General features: G+C 38.1%; 15 protein-coding genes. 10 read left to right on the top strand and 5 right to left on the bottom strand.

Features of this window, described 5'->3' with window-relative positions; translation table 11 throughout:
• Window positions 1-132 precede the first annotated feature (132 nt).
• Window positions 133-594 carry a MaoC family dehydratase gene (locus ACQY77_RS04385; protein ID WP_421939200.1) on the top strand — a complete coding sequence of 154 codons (462 nt, stop codon included), beginning with the start codon at window positions 133-135 and terminating at the stop codon, window positions 592-594.
• A gap of 87 nt (window positions 595-681) precedes the next feature.
• Here ACQY77_RS04385 and ACQY77_RS04380 read toward each other — a convergent pair whose 3' ends face one another.
• A complete protein-coding gene (locus tag ACQY77_RS04380; protein ID WP_421939201.1) occupies window positions 682-1,125 on the bottom strand; it encodes a DUF2721 domain-containing protein in 444 nt (147 codons plus the stop codon).
• 336 nt (window positions 1,126-1,461) lie between these two features.
• Here ACQY77_RS04380 and ACQY77_RS04375 point away from each other — a divergent pair, with 336 nt between their 5' ends.
• From ACQY77_RS04375 to ACQY77_RS04355, 5 genes are all read left to right on the top strand, one after another.
• The gene (locus ACQY77_RS04375; RefSeq protein WP_421939202.1) at window positions 1,462-3,090 is read left to right on the top strand and encodes an acyl-CoA carboxylase subunit beta; all 1,629 of its coding nucleotides are present in this window, start codon (window positions 1,462-1,464) and stop codon (window positions 3,088-3,090) included.
• 164 nt (window positions 3,091-3,254) lie between these two features.
• The gene (trxB, locus tag ACQY77_RS04370; RefSeq protein WP_421939203.1) at window positions 3,255-4,211 is read left to right on the top strand and encodes a thioredoxin-disulfide reductase; all 957 of its coding nucleotides are present in this window, start codon (window positions 3,255-3,257) and stop codon (window positions 4,209-4,211) included.
• A 189-nt stretch (window positions 4,212-4,400) separates the two neighbouring features.
• Complete coding sequence (locus ACQY77_RS04365) at window positions 4,401-6,311, top strand: beta-N-acetylhexosaminidase (RefSeq protein WP_421939204.1); 1,911 nt, start codon at window positions 4,401-4,403, stop codon at window positions 6,309-6,311.
• 57 nt (window positions 6,312-6,368) lie between these two features.
• Window positions 6,369-6,971 (top strand): hypothetical protein, encoded by a 603-nt coding sequence (locus ACQY77_RS04360; RefSeq protein ID WP_421939205.1) that lies wholly within the window; start codon window positions 6,369-6,371, stop codon window positions 6,969-6,971.
• 44 nt (window positions 6,972-7,015) lie between these two features.
• Window positions 7,016-7,399, top strand: a complete 384-nt coding sequence (locus ACQY77_RS04355; RefSeq protein WP_421939206.1) for a diacylglycerol kinase family protein — start codon at window positions 7,016-7,018, stop codon at window positions 7,397-7,399.
• Here the strand turns inward: ACQY77_RS04355 and ACQY77_RS04350 are convergent.
• Genes ACQY77_RS04350 through ACQY77_RS04340 form a run of 3 tightly spaced genes read right to left on the bottom strand, consistent with a single transcriptional unit; the run spans window position 7,382 to window position 9,061 of the window.
• Window positions 7,382-7,942: a DUF922 domain-containing protein gene (locus ACQY77_RS04350; protein WP_421939207.1), complete on the bottom strand. Its 561-nt coding sequence runs from the start codon at window positions 7,940-7,942 to the stop codon at window positions 7,382-7,384. The genes ACQY77_RS04355 and ACQY77_RS04350 overlap by 18 nt on opposite strands.
• Window positions 7,943-7,977: 35 nt before the next feature.
• Complete coding sequence (locus ACQY77_RS04345) at window positions 7,978-8,577, bottom strand: hypothetical protein (protein WP_421939208.1); 600 nt, start codon at window positions 8,575-8,577, stop codon at window positions 7,978-7,980.
• Window positions 8,564-9,061, bottom strand: coding sequence for an RNA polymerase sigma factor (locus tag ACQY77_RS04340; protein ID WP_421939209.1), 498 nt, complete (start codon window positions 9,059-9,061; stop codon window positions 8,564-8,566). The genes ACQY77_RS04345 and ACQY77_RS04340 overlap by 14 nt, the downstream gene beginning before the upstream one ends.
• 164 nt (window positions 9,062-9,225) lie before the next feature.
• On the opposite strand from ACQY77_RS04340, the gene ACQY77_RS04335 reads away from it, so the two are divergent.
• The 4 genes from ACQY77_RS04335 (at window position 9,226) to rpmA (ending at window position 12,246) form a co-directional block, all read left to right on the top strand.
• On the top strand, window positions 9,226-10,602 hold the full coding sequence (locus ACQY77_RS04335; RefSeq protein WP_421939210.1) for a dicarboxylate/amino acid:cation symporter: 1,377 nt from the start codon (window positions 9,226-9,228) through the stop codon (window positions 10,600-10,602).
• A gap of 92 nt (window positions 10,603-10,694) precedes the next feature.
• Window positions 10,695-11,195, top strand: coding sequence for a hypothetical protein (locus ACQY77_RS04330; RefSeq protein ID WP_421939211.1), 501 nt, complete (start codon window positions 10,695-10,697; stop codon window positions 11,193-11,195).
• 285 nt (window positions 11,196-11,480) lie between these two features.
• Window positions 11,481-11,792: a 50S ribosomal protein L21 gene (gene rplU, locus ACQY77_RS04325; protein ID WP_421939212.1), complete on the top strand. Its 312-nt coding sequence runs from the start codon at window positions 11,481-11,483 to the stop codon at window positions 11,790-11,792.
• Window positions 11,793-11,844: 52 nt separating this feature from the next.
• Window positions 11,845-12,246, top strand: a complete 402-nt coding sequence (gene rpmA / locus ACQY77_RS04320) for a 50S ribosomal protein L27 (RefSeq protein WP_421939213.1) — start codon at window positions 11,845-11,847, stop codon at window positions 12,244-12,246.
• Window positions 12,247-12,579: 333 nt separating this feature from the next.
• Here the strand turns inward: rpmA and ACQY77_RS04315 are convergent, their stop codons facing one another.
• Entirely contained in the window at window positions 12,580-13,554 is a 975-nt protein-coding gene (locus tag ACQY77_RS04315; RefSeq protein ID WP_421939214.1) for a polyprenyl synthetase family protein, read from the bottom strand.

The raw sequence follows: 13,554 nt of genomic DNA, 5'->3' as shown, positions 1-13,554 counted from the left end.
ATGTCGCTCCTTTATTTTTGTAACAGCTTTGTGGAATATTAAAATTTAGTGAAAGCTATTTAAAATATTAACTTCGATAATTATTATTACGCTGTCAAGCATTTTTACACTAACATAATCTCATAAAAAAACATGCAAATCATTACTAATCACGCAGAGTTTGAACAACATCTAGGCAAAGAATTAGGCATATCGTCATGGCACACCATTACTCAGGAACAGATTAACAAGTTCGCAGATGCAACTTTAGATCATCAATGGATCCATGTTGATGAAGACAGGGCTAAAAATGAAGGTCCTTTTGGAGCTACTATAGCGCATGGTTATTTAACCTTATCATTAATCCCTTACTTGTGGAAGGAGATAGTAGAAATTAAGAACCTTAAAATGGAGATCAATTATGGAATCGAGAATTTAAGGTTTGCCCAACCCGTTACTGTAAACAGTCAGGTGAGGTTAAAAGCCAGGCTTGCATCAATTATCAATCTTCGCGGGGTTACAAAGGTAAATATGGCTATTGAAATGGAGATTGAAGGTCAAAAGAAACCTGCCTTTAGTGGCGAAGTGGTTTTCTTATATCACTTTATAAGCTAGTAAGGTTCATAAAAAATATATAACGAAGGTGCTTAGATATTTTATTTGAGCACCTTTTTCATTTGATAGGTTTGAGGAAAAATATGCCTATTCTTTTTTTAATTTCTTTTTGATGTACTTACTCAATGAAGGATCTTCTATATCTTCTAAGGTACTCAATTCTAATTCAAGGGCCTTTGTACTGATCTGGATTTCGATCAGGGAAATGATTAGTGAAATCATAAAGAAAACCAGGCTGAGTGCAAAAAGAATCTCGGCAACGACAGGTTGGTTTAAATAGATAAAAAACATACAAAAGAGGCAGCTGGCGAAACTCAGCACACCAAAAGCCTGCATGTTTTTAATCAGCCGCAGGCGATACCTTAAATTCTTGATTTGTTTTTGAAGCCCCAGGTTTTTATCTCCATCTTCATACTTGGCTTTTAAGCTTCTTACCAAACTTGCCAGGGCCAGAAAGCGATTAGTGTAAGCCAGCATAATTAAGCTGATGGCGGGGAATAGTAGCGCAGGAATATTTACGGTTAGTTCCATTTGTTGTGGTTTACTCAAAAATATTATTTTAATCGGATAATAAGGCAGAAAATGATTTTACCACAACTGATTTAGTTGTAGCGTCTTCAACGCGATTATGTTTGGCTTTTTTTCCATTCTGAAGGTTTGAAGAACCACATAATGCTCTGCGAAGCTAATCCCCCGGCGATGAAGCATTATTGTGAATTTGAATCTGGTTGTAGTTTCTCACTACGACCTTAGATAACAGTTTTACCGGGCTGTCGCAAAGGATTGAAGAAGATTCTGTAGATCTCACTAGACCAGAAACCATTTTGGTCGGGTTTGTTTTTCCAAAAATAAATTTAAATTGCCTGCATGAATATCGAATTCAATAAAAATGAGGATGTTAACAAGCAGTTGGTTTATGAACTGCGTACTAAACTTAAAAAAATATACCTGGGCGGAGGCGAGAAGAATGCAGCCAAGCAAAAGGCTAAGGGCAAATTACTTGCCCGCGAACGCGTTAAATATCTGATTGATAAGGATTCAAAGTTCTTGGAAATAGGTGCTTTTGCTGCAGATGGGATGTACGCGGAGCAGGGCGGTTGTCCCTCAGCAGGTGTAATCTGCGGAATCGGGTACGTTAGCGGGCGCCAGTGTATGATCGTAGCTAACGATGCAACCGTTAAAGCAGGTGCATGGTTCCCGATGACAGCGAAGAAAAATTTACGTGCGCAGGAAATTGCCATGGAAAACCATTTGCCGGTAATTTACCTGGTGGATAGTGCGGGGGTATATTTACCTATGCAAGATGAGATATTTCCGGATAAGGAGCATTTTGGGAGAATGTTCAGGAACAACGCCATTATGTCATCAGAAGGGATTGTTCAAATTGCTGCAATTATGGGGGCTTGTGTGGCAGGGGGAGCTTATTTGCCCATTATGAGCGATGAAGCCATGATTGTAGATGGAACCGGATCTGTTTTTTTAGCAGGTTCCTACCTGGTTAAATCCGCCATAGGCGAAGAAGTAGATAATGAAACCCTTGGTGGAGCAACCACTCACTGTGAAATTTCAGGGGTAACGGATTATAAACATCCTAATGATCAGGCTTGCCTGGATAGTATTCGCAATATCATGAGTAAGTTAGGTGCCCCCGAAAATGCAGGCTTTGATCGGGTTAAACCGGTTGCACCTAAACTAAGTGAAGAAGAAATTTATGGAATATTACCCGATAACAGAGAGAAACCTTTCGATATGATGGAAATTATAAACCGTTTGATTGATGGTTCTGATTTTGAAGAATATAAAAAGGGGTATGGGCAAAGCGTGCTCTGTGGCTTAGGCCGGATAGATGGCTGGGCTGTAGGTATAGTTGCCAATCAACGTAAAGTAGTGAAGTCTAAAAAAGGGGAGATGCAGTTTGGAGGGGTAATTTATTCTGATAGTGCGGATAAGGCAAGTCGTTTTATCATGAACTGTAACCAGAAAAAAATCCCATTGGTTTTCTTACAAGATGTTACCGGATTTATGGTTGGGAGCCGTTCTGAACACGGTGGGATTATCAAAGATGGCGCAAAGATGGTAAATGCTGTAGCCAATTCGGTAGTGCCTAAATTTACCATCGTTATTGGCAATTCTTATGGTGCGGGTAATTATGCCATGTGCGGAAAGGCTTACGATCCGAGATTGATTTATGCCTGGCCCACCGCTAAGATTGCCGTAATGGGAGGAGCACAGGCAGCTAAAACACTTTTGCAGATCCAGGAATCGGCTTTAAAGGCAAAAGGAGAGCAGATTACTGCCGAGAAAGAAGCTGCGCTTTTGAAAGAAATCAGCGATCGTTACGATGCACAAACCACACCATACTATGCTGCATCACGACTTTGGGTTGATGGTATTATCGATCCTGCAGAAACGAGAACAGTAATTTCAATGGGAATTGAAGCGGCAAACCAATCGCCAATTACCAAAAAATTTAATGTCGGTATTATCCAAACATAAAGGGAATCAGCTCGATTTCTTAAGCAAGACAACATTTAGTAAATGAGCCAAGTATGCAATGTTAATAAGTAAACTATGTTGACAATGGGGGCTTGTACGCCAATAATTAATCACTTAAATTTGCTCAGCAATTTAAAATTAGTCAACTCAAACACACAAATATAATGTCACAAGAAAACGAACACGTTCAGTGTTTAATTATAGGCTCAGGCCCTGCAGGTTACACTGCCGCCATTTATGCAGCAAGAGCTGATTTGAAACCAGTTATGTATACTGGTATGCAGGCAGGAGGTCAGCTTACACAAACAACAGATGTTGAAAATTTCCCTGGTTACCCACAAGGTATTATGGGCCCTGAAATGATGGAGGATTTTCGCAAACAGGCAGAGCGCTTTGGTACTGATATCCGTTTCGGGTATGTGAGTTCAGTAGATTTTTCATCTGCACCCCACAAGATCGTGGTAGATGAAATTAAAACCATTACTGCAGATACAGTAATAATTGCTACTGGAGCAACAGCAAAATGGTTGGGTTTACCAAGTGAGCAACAATATAATGGTTTTGGAGTATCAGCATGTGCAGTATGTGATGGTTTCTTTTTTAAAGGACAGGATGTAGCCATTGTTGGCGCGGGAGATACGGCAGCTGAAGAAGCTACTTATCTAGCAAAACTTTGTAGTAAAGTTCATTTATTGGTTCGCCGCGATGAATTTAGAGCTTCTAAAGCAATGGTTGCCCGTGTTTTAGCAACACCAAATATTGAAGTACACTATAATACTGAAACGCAGGAAATTTTAGGTAATGGTAAAAATGTTACGGCTGTAAAGGTAATTAATAATAAAACCAGTGAAATTTCTGAAATTCCTGTTGAGGGCTTTTTCGTAGCCATTGGTCATAAACCCAATACTGATATCTTTAAAGGACAGTTAGAAATGGATGAAACAGGTTACTTATTAACCAAGCCAGGTTCTACCTTAACCAATATCGAAGGTGTTTTTGCCTGTGGTGATGTTCAGGATATGTATTATCGTCAGGCGGTTACTGCAGCTGGATCTGGTTGTATGGCTGCATTAGATGCTGAAAGATATCTTGCAGCTAAAGAGCATCCTGTTGAAGCTTAGTAAGTTATTAAAATGAAAAAATAAAGGCTCCTGCGATTAAAATCGAGGAGCCTTTTGCTTTTTTTGTACTTCCGTAACCTAAGCAAACGTTTGATTTTAATTGTAACGAAAATGTGGGGCTTAGAATCTTTTTACTATTTCTATCTTGGTCATACTAAAACAAAAATTTAACCTAAAACTTAATCACAAATGAACAAAGCATTATCGATTTTTATTGGCGTATTAATCAGCTCCAATGCCTTTGCACAGAGTGACCCCAACCTGGGGATTATTCCTGCACCGGTTTCCATAACAAAAAATTCCGGAACCTTTCTTTTAGACAAAACAGTAGTATTGGTGCATAACGATGCCGATGGCGCAAAAATGGGCGATCTTTTAAATGCATTTATTGTAAACAAAGCCGGTTTTTCGCTAAGAGAAGCAAAGGCAACCACAGGCATTCAGAAGGCCATAGTGCTTACATCAGTTGGTGCCGATAAACTTCCTGAAGAAGGATACACCATTAAAGTAACACCTAATCAGATCGTTTTAACAGGTAAAGGAGCGGGTCTTTTTTATGCTGTAGAATCGGCTATGCAAATGATCCCAGAAAAAACTGGCGATAAAATCGCTGTTCCTGCAGTATTCATCAACGATTACCCCCGCTTTAAATACCGTGGAACGATGTTAGATGTGGGTAGACATTTCTTCCCGATCTCTTTCATCAAAAAATACATTGATCAATTGGCTTATTATAAGATCAATACTTTTCACTGGCACTTAACAGAAGACCAGGGATGGAGATTAGAGATTAAAAAATATCCAAAATTGACGACCATTGGATCATCTCGTAATGGAACGATTATAGCACATCATCCAGGTAATGGTAATGATCAAACGCCGGTAAAAGGATTCTATACGCAGGAGGAAGCTAAAGAAATAGTAAGGTATGCTGCTTCGAAATACATTACTGTTATTCCGGAAATTGAGTTGCCAGGTCATGCCTCTGCAGCCATTGCTTCTTACCCTGAGTTGAGTTGTTTTCCTGATCGTGATACTTTTGTTGCCAATAACACGCCTTGGGCAGGTAGCAGAAAAGGAAAGCAGGTTCAGCAAACCTGGGGTGTTTTTGATGACATCTTTGTGCCTTCAGAAAATACTTTTACTTTTTTACAAAATGTATTAGATGAAGTAGTAGCCATTTTCCCTTCTAAATATATCCATATCGGTGGTGATGAGGCGCCTAAAACATATTGGAAAGAATCGGCTTTTTGCCAAAATTTAATGAAAGAAAAAGGCTTAAAAGATGAGCACGAATTACAGAGTTATTTCATTCAAAGAATTGAGAAGTACCTAAACGGAAAAGGTCGTTCTATTATTGGCTGGGATGAGATTTTAGAAGGCGGTTTAGCCCCTAATGCTACGGTAATGAGTTGGAGAGGAGAAGCTGGAGGTATCGCTGCAGCAAAAGAAAATCACGATGTGATTATGACTCCTGGTTCTATGGGTTTATATATTGATCACAAACAATCTAACTCGCCTGATGAGCCTGTAACCATTGGCGGTTTAGCTCCTTATCAAAAAATCTATGCTTATGATCCGGTTCCGAAAGAGTTAACCGCCGAGCAAGGTAAGCATGTAATTGGTGTTCAGGCAAACCTCTGGACAGAGTATGTAAAAACTACTGCAAAGGCTGAAAACCATGCGTTTCCGCGTTTATTGGCCTTATCAGAAATTTCATGGACTCCGGTAGCTAAAAAAGATCTGAAAAACTTCCAGGAAGATAGATTGCCTCTTCATTTAGCGAATTTAGATAAGAAAGGACTTAATTTCTGGGTGCCAACACCAATTGGTCAGAGCGAAAAGCCATTAAACGGAGGCGATTTTAACATCGAATTAAAAGTTCCTGTTGCCGGAGGTAAGATTTATTATTCACTAGACGAATCACGTCCATCAGAAAATGCGTTCTTATATAATGCTCCAATTAAGGTTACAGTTCCGCACGGAGAGAAAAGAATATTGAAAACGATTGTGGTGGCACCTAGTGGTAGAAGAAGCGTGGTAACCGAAACGGTTTTAAACAACGGCGCTCCTGAAGTTAAAGCAGAAGCAAAAAAATAATCCTTTTGGATAAAAAGCTAAATTGCTTATTTTGGTGGAACCAAATGTCCCCAAGAAATGAAATTAAAACGATATAGTATTCAGCACCTCATGTTAATGACTGGGGTGCTTTTTTGTTTTGCCTGTACGGAAGATAAACCACAAACCCTGCAGCCAGAAGTGATTAAAGTGCAGAAAAATCCTTTTCCTTTTTATAAAAGTATTGAGATAAAACCAGGACTTAGCTTTGAAATTTTAAGCTGGGGTAAGGGGGTAGATTCAATTGGAGGCTATCAGATTTTGATGTCTGATTCTACCAGAAACAACTTTCGTTCACAAGCTGTTGAACGGAAAGGAGTGATGACAGATGCCTGGAATATGGATTTGGATAATGATGGTAATCCTGAGTTTTATATGCAATTGTTGAATAAGAAAAACGTTTCCGACCTCAATGTTTATGAATATTCGGGCGGAGACTTTAATAAAATAAGCTTTCCTTCCCTAAGTTCGGCTCAGAAAAAAGGTTACCAGGGAAATGACAAGTTCTTTATAAAAAATGGTGATTTATTTCGTTCTTTTCCGGTGAAGGATGAGCAGGACTCAACTAAGATCATAACCAGAACGATTCAGTATAAACTGAGCGGTAATAGTTTTTCTACCACTGAGCTGAAACCGGAATAATTCAACTTAATCAGGTAATTTAAGCCGAAGTTAATCCAGGGTATATGGATAGGAGAGAACAGAAATTTTCGGTTACAGATCGGCTTAAAAGCTTTAAGTATGCTTTTAACGGGATAAAGCTATTCTTTTTAGAAGGGCATAATGCGCGTATTCAGCTGTTGGCAGCAATACTGGTAGTTGCTTTGTCCTTTTATTTTAAGATAAGTACCTCCGAATGGATTGCTGTTGTTTTTGCGATCGCATTGGTTTGGGCATCAGAAATGATTAATACTGCTATAGAAACACTTTCAGATATCGTTTCTCCTGTCCATCATCCAAAGATCAAGCTGTTGAAGGATGTTGCAGCCGGAGCCGTTTTAATTACTGCCATAGTCGCTCTAATTGTTGCACTCTTGATTTTTGTGCCTAAGTTATTTCCCGGTCCGTGAAGCTTCTAATGATTCGTTCATCTTGTCTTCAATAATTTCATCCCAACGGGCCTGCATTTTATGATTGCTGCCATGTTCAGTTTCTTCATCATAGTTGCGCTGCATGGTGTCAAAGAAATCACTGATCTCATTAGCCAACTGAGAAATTTGTGCTTTGTAATTTTTTACTGAATATGTTCTGTTTTTTAAAACCCTGTCTGCTTCTAAAAGTAAGATATATTGAATATTTACATGGCCTTGCTCGTGATGAAGCAAGCTTTCTCTTACCTCCGGGTTTTTAATCTTGTCCCATTTTACCCAGGACCGATTTTTATCGATAGAAACCTGATTGGTAAGTTTTATTTCCACACGGTTTCGATATACGGTAGAATTATAACTATAGCGCCAGGTCATGGCCGTTAGTGCATAAAATGGAGAATTGTTATCGGGATTTCCTTTAAAATGGGTATCCCAATTAAGCTGTACCGGTTTGTTAAAGTCCTGTTTAAAGGAAAGGAACGGTAAAGCAGTTAATGCAAATAAAAGACAGGCAATTTTTTTCATGTGTTTTTTAAGCAATGAAAAAATCGTGCCTAAAATTAATCTGGCATTGAGATCTGCTCGCTAAGGCGCTCAAATTTTTCGATCAATAAAGCTATTCTTTCTTTTTCACGTTTTATAACAGCCTTTCTTAAAATGGTAGAGCAGAACAAAATCCATAAGAATGTTAGTCCAACGGCGACAATTTTTTGAATGATGCTGAAGAAAGATAAAATTTCAACGAAATAGAAAATTATTCCCAGAGAGAGGGCAATGGCATAAAACCAATAAAGCGAATTATAAAGTTTATAACGGTTGAGCTGATAGGTTTTTAAATTGTTGAGGTACTCATGTGGGTGTGCGGTAAAATCACTTTTAGCAATCAACCTATGGTCGCGATAAAGAATTAATGTATATACACCTATAGCGATAATGGTAATGCTTATTCCCACATGGGTAGTCCATGATTCGAAATGAAAGAATATCCAAAGGGCTGCAATGGAGAGGAATGAAGCAAACATCGCTATAATATTTAATGCGGATTTAAGTTTCAAACCACCTACTTCTTTTTTTACCTGTTGCAACATTTCATCAGCAGAAACTTTTACTTCTACCTCGTGCTTCTGCCACAACTGCTGTATTTGATCAAACGCTTGCATATTGGTTATATAGTTCTGTTAATTTTTGTTTAATTCTGTGGATTTTCACTCTTAAATTTCCTTCGCTAATGCCTGATATATCTGCTATTTCATGGTAGGGCAATTCATCTAGAACCATCGTAATGATCAAACGGTCGTTTTCTTCAAGTTTGGATATACATTTATAAAGTAATGCAACCTGTTCATTTTTTTCAGAAAACTCCTCTATCTTATTTTCAATAATGTTGTCGGTTAATTCATCCTTGGCCTGTCTTTTTTCAGATCTCAGGTAGGTTAAACAGGTATTAACGGCAATTCTATAAATCCAGGTAGAAATAAGCGATTTGTTACGGAACTTATCTAAATTCTGCCAAACTTTTAAGAAAGTTTCTTGCAAAAGATCATTAGCTGCATCACTATCGCCAGTATAACCATAGCATAAATGGAATATTTTTTTGGAATTTGAATCGAAGATCTGCTTAAATAACTTGTCTTTTTGTTCCATTTATGGGGTTAATAATTGCTTTTTAGATGAGAGATTAAATAGTTTGTTACAACAAAAGAAATAAAAATAAGCTGGTTTTTTAGCTGTCCTTAAAATCAAAATTTGTTACACGCCGTAAATATCGTAGTTTTACCAAATTAACAAAGCCACAAACTTTTTTATTCATGAAGAAAAACAAACTTACGCTCTTTATTTTTATTGCGCTGGTTGCAGGTATAGGTCTGGGTTATATTTTAAATGTTAATTCAATTGATGTTTATAACCAGAAGATATTAACGGCAGATGCCAAAGTTAAAAGTATTGAAGTGAGTATTGCCAAGCTTGGAGATACCACTAGCACAACCTTTACTCAATTAAAGGCCGAGAAAAAAGAAAACGCTAAAATCAAGAAAGAGAACGAAGATATCAGGGAAAAGAAACTGGAATATTTTACCCTTTTAAGTGATATTTTTCTACGCCTGATTAAAATGATTGTAGCTCCATTGGTTTTTACAACACTGGTTGTTGGTGTAGCTAAAGTGGGTGATATTAAAGCTGTAGGAAGGATCGGTGTAAAGACATTAGGCTGGTTTGTGGCCATGTCGCTCATGTCGCTGGTCCTGGGATTAATTTTGGTTAACTGGTTTAAGCCAGGGGTGCACATGAAATTACCATTGCCAGATCAGTTGGTTAATACTGGTATTCAGAAAGCCGCCATGAGTGTTAAAGATTTTATCACACATGTGTTTCCAAAGAGTATAGCCGAATCCATGGCTACGAACGAAATTTTACAGATTGTAGTTTTCTCTTTGTTTTTTGGCGTGGCAACTGCTGCAATTGGTCCGGTAGGCGAAATTGTAATCAAAGCTTTCGATGCCATTGCGCATGTAATCTTAAAAATGACGGGTTATGTGATGAATTTTGCTCCGCTAGCAGTATTTGGGGCTATGACAGCAATTGTTGCCAAGCAGGGGCTTAACGTGCTGAATACCTATGCGATATTTATCGGGGAGTTCTATTTTGGCTTGGCCATACTTTGGAGTGTACTTATATTTTTAGGTTTCCTTGTACTGAAGAAACGTGTATTCAGGTTGGTTAGTGATATGAAGGAGCCGGCTGTTTTAGCTTTTAGTACGGCCAGTAGTGAGGCTGCTTACCCTAAAACCATGCTTTTATTGGAGCGTTTTGGCTGTAAAGATAAGATCGTTAGTTTCGTATTGCCTTTGGGCTATTCCTTTAACCTGGATGGTTCCATGATGTACATGACTTTTGCATCGTTATTTATTGCCCAGGCTTATGGAATTCATTTGGGTTTTGAGCAACAGATTTCGATGTTACTTATTTTAATGCTTACCAGTAAAGGTATTGCAGGTGTTCCAAGAGCTTCCCTGGTTGTTATTGCCGGAACGATTGCAAGTTTTAATATACCCGAAGCTGGTCTGGCTTTGTTAATTGGTATTGATCCATTATTAGATATGGGACGTTCGGCTACTAATGTAGTAGGTAACAGCATTGCAACTGCAGTAGTAAGCAAGTGGGAAGGGGAGCTGAAGGATTCTTAAGTCATTAGTTCGTAGTCATTAGTCATTAGTGTTGGATTTCATTCAGTCATTCTATAATTTTATCATTCATTCATTCATTAAATAAATAAAAAGTGTCAAGTAAAGGAAAAAAGATTTTTTTAGCGTTAACGATTGTTGTTCCTTTTATCATTTATTGTGTGATTTATTACCGGCCGATCCTAAAAAATGCGCCATTCAGAAAAGCGGATTTTGTATCTATGCAATATAAGTGGGGTGTAAAGGATACATTGGAGAATCAATATAATTCTGTTGATGGAAAGTATCAGTATGTAAATAGTCGTGATTCTTTAATCAGCAAAACGGTTTTTTTAAAGAACGATGATGTATTATATATGCATGGTAAAGCCAATGAAATTGGTTTATGGAATTTTCCGGATACCATAGGGGTAAAAAGTGCCAAGTCGATGAGTATTCCTCGTTACGATATTACTTTCAATTACAAGGAGAAATCTAAGCATGTGGTAATTTATGGTGATTTTGATGGAAACCCTAAGCTATTGGATGCAGCTATGCAAATGAGGAAAGTGATCGAAGAAACATTAAACCAGGCAGAAAAGAGATCGGGGAAATAGATTGCTAACGTATAATCCTTCCTGATACTCACTACTCGATACTTGATACTTTATGCTTGATACTTTATACTGTCATCTAAATATTATGGAGTTAAGGGAAGTTAAGGTGGGAAATATCATTGCTTCTTGCTCATTTAGGCTCACAATCACATACTTTAGACTCAAGACTAACCTGACACTTTCTATTGAAAAAATAATTTTACTCAGGTGTTTGTGTCTTAATAGTTTTTGTTCTATATTTGCACCTCGTTAAATAAAAAGTTAAAAAAAATAAATATTTAAACAATGTACGCAATAGTAAATATAGCAGGGCAGCAATTTAAAGTTGCTAAAGACCAGCACCTTTTTGTACACAGATTACAGGGAGATGAAGGCGCTAGTATTGAATTTGACAATGTATTGTTGGTTGATAACGGTGGTAAAATCTCTGTAGGTGCTCCTGCAGTTAAAGGTGCTAAAGTTTCGGCTAAGATCGTGTCTCATTTAAAAGGTGATAAAGTAATCGTTTTCCACAAAAAACGTAGAAAAGGTTATAAAAAGAAAAACGGTCACCGTCAATCTTTCACTAAGATCCAGATCTCAGATATCACTTTATAATTAATTGTTAACCCCATAATCTGCCTTAGGGTAGGTTACAAAAGATAAAAACATGGCACACAAAAAAGGAGCCGGTAGTTCGAAGAACGGACGTGAATCGCACAGTAAGCGTTTGGGTATTAAAATTTTCGGTGGTCAGGAAGCTATCGCTGGAAATATCTTAGTACGTCAACGCGGAACTAAACACCATCCAGATAAAAATGTTGGTTTAGGAAAAGACCACACTTTATTTGCTTTAATTGATGGTACAGTTGTTTTCAAAAAGAAAGCTGATAATAAATCATATGTTTCTGTACTTCCAGCTGTTGCTAAAGCAGAGGTTGTAGAGAAAGTTGCTAAAGCACCTGCTGCTAAAAAAGAAGTTGTTGCTGAAGAAGCTCCAGCTAAAAAAGCACCTGCTAAGAAAGCTGCTAAAAAAGAAGAAGCTACTGAAGAAGCTGCAGCTGCAGAATAATCAAGTATCTAACATACAGAAATGCCCTTCGATTTATTTCGAAGGGCATTTTTTTTGACCTGCTGTGCTGGGTTGTGAAATTTGAGCAAGTTGTATATTAATGCCGTAATGAGGAGCTATAACCAGATTGAGGTTATGCCTGACCATAGAAGAACTGAAATCACGAAAAAATCCATTATTTGCGCCGAAAGAGCGAGTGGGTAGTGCGTTAAGGTTGTAGTGAGGCGCTACAAAAGATGGTGTATATTTAAGGCTATAGCGATATGCTACAGCCAGATGGTGAAAATAGATTGTGGAGTGTCTTGATGTGTGCTTCGGGTGCGATTTTTATCGCTAGTATTCGCGGGCCATTAATAAATTGGTGAGCTCCAGTAAATTCTCTTTAGCTGAATCCTCTACCTGTATCTGATCAAAAACAGCCAATGCTTTTTGCAGATAGGCATCCATGCTTGTCCGAGCGATATCCTGGATGTTTAAATTGCTATATACGGCTTTGATTGCAGCAACTTTTTCCTGAGGATCAAATCGTTCTTTAGTTAACCATTCCTCTAAAATCGCTTTATTTTCATCTTGTGCTAAGGTTAAGGCTTCAAGCAGTAAAAAAGTCTTCTTGTTGGCAATAATATCTCCACCTACTTGCTTTCCAAATTTCTCAGGGTCGGCATAAACATCTAAAATATCATCCTGCAACTGGAAGGCAATACCAATGTTTTCTCCAAATTGATAAAGGAGATCTGCATCTGTTTTGCTTGCTCCTGCAATGATTGCACCCAGCTTAAGCGCACCGCCTAACAACACAGCTGTTTTCAGGCGAATCATGTTGATGTACTCTTCTATACTTACATCGTTACGGGCTTCAAACTCCATATCCAGCTGTTGCCCCTCACAAACTCCTTGAGCAGTCTCATTGAAGGTGTCGAGAACATCCTTTAAGAAAACCGGATTTACTTTTGCCAGATTCTTATTGGCCTCAACCATCATTACATCACCACTTAGGATGGCTGTATTGGTACTCCATTTCTCATGTACGGTAGCTTTTCCTCTTCGCAGAGGTGCATTATCCATAATGTCATCGTGAACCAAAGTGAAGTTATGGAAAACTTCAATGGCCATTGCAGCATGAATCGCTTCTTTTGCATTTTCGCCAAAAAGTTCTGTACCCAGTAAAACGAGTAAAGGTCGAACCCGTTTACCACCAAGATTAATAATATAGCTTATAGGTTCATAGAGCTGTTTTGGTTGCTCTGGAAATTTTAAATTTTGAATTGCTGTATCTAAAATCTGTTGTAATTCTTCTGTCGTATGCAT

The organism is Pedobacter sp. (assembly GCF_965279535.1).
GTDB lineage: Bacteria > Bacteroidota > Bacteroidia > Sphingobacteriales > Sphingobacteriaceae > Pedobacter.
This window is presented reverse-complemented; position numbering and strand designations above follow the sequence as displayed.

What these genes read in the sequence shown, in the direction of transcription:
- ACQY77_RS04315 (WP_421939214.1), bottom strand. Translation starts at nt 13,554, where the DNA reads ATGCATACGACAGAAGAATTACAACAGATTTTAGATACAGCAATTCAA.
- rpmA (WP_421939213.1), top strand. Translation starts at nt 11,845, where the DNA reads ATGGCACACAAAAAAGGAGCCGGTAGTTCGAAGAACGGACGTGAATCG.
- ACQY77_RS04335 (WP_421939210.1), top strand. Translation starts at nt 9,226, where the DNA reads ATGAAGAAAAACAAACTTACGCTCTTTATTTTTATTGCGCTGGTTGCA.
- ACQY77_RS04360 (WP_421939205.1), top strand. Translation starts at nt 6,369, where the DNA reads ATGAAATTAAAACGATATAGTATTCAGCACCTCATGTTAATGACTGGG.
- ACQY77_RS04350 (WP_421939207.1), bottom strand. Translation starts at nt 7,942, where the DNA reads ATGAAAAAAATTGCCTGTCTTTTATTTGCATTAACTGCTTTACCGTTC.
- ACQY77_RS04375 (WP_421939202.1), top strand. Translation starts at nt 1,462, where the DNA reads ATGAATATCGAATTCAATAAAAATGAGGATGTTAACAAGCAGTTGGTT.
- ACQY77_RS04345 (WP_421939208.1), bottom strand. Translation starts at nt 8,577, where the DNA reads ATGCAAGCGTTTGATCAAATACAGCAGTTGTGGCAGAAGCACGAGGTA.
- ACQY77_RS04340 (WP_421939209.1), bottom strand. Translation starts at nt 9,061, where the DNA reads ATGGAACAAAAAGACAAGTTATTTAAGCAGATCTTCGATTCAAATTCC.
- ACQY77_RS04365 (WP_421939204.1), top strand. Translation starts at nt 4,401, where the DNA reads ATGAACAAAGCATTATCGATTTTTATTGGCGTATTAATCAGCTCCAAT.
- rplU (WP_421939212.1), top strand. Translation starts at nt 11,481, where the DNA reads ATGTACGCAATAGTAAATATAGCAGGGCAGCAATTTAAAGTTGCTAAA.
- ACQY77_RS04385 (WP_421939200.1), top strand. Translation starts at nt 133, where the DNA reads ATGCAAATCATTACTAATCACGCAGAGTTTGAACAACATCTAGGCAAA.
- trxB (WP_421939203.1), top strand. Translation starts at nt 3,255, where the DNA reads ATGTCACAAGAAAACGAACACGTTCAGTGTTTAATTATAGGCTCAGGC.
- ACQY77_RS04355 (WP_421939206.1), top strand. Translation starts at nt 7,016, where the DNA reads ATGGATAGGAGAGAACAGAAATTTTCGGTTACAGATCGGCTTAAAAGC.
- ACQY77_RS04380 (WP_421939201.1), bottom strand. Translation starts at nt 1,125, where the DNA reads ATGGAACTAACCGTAAATATTCCTGCGCTACTATTCCCCGCCATCAGC.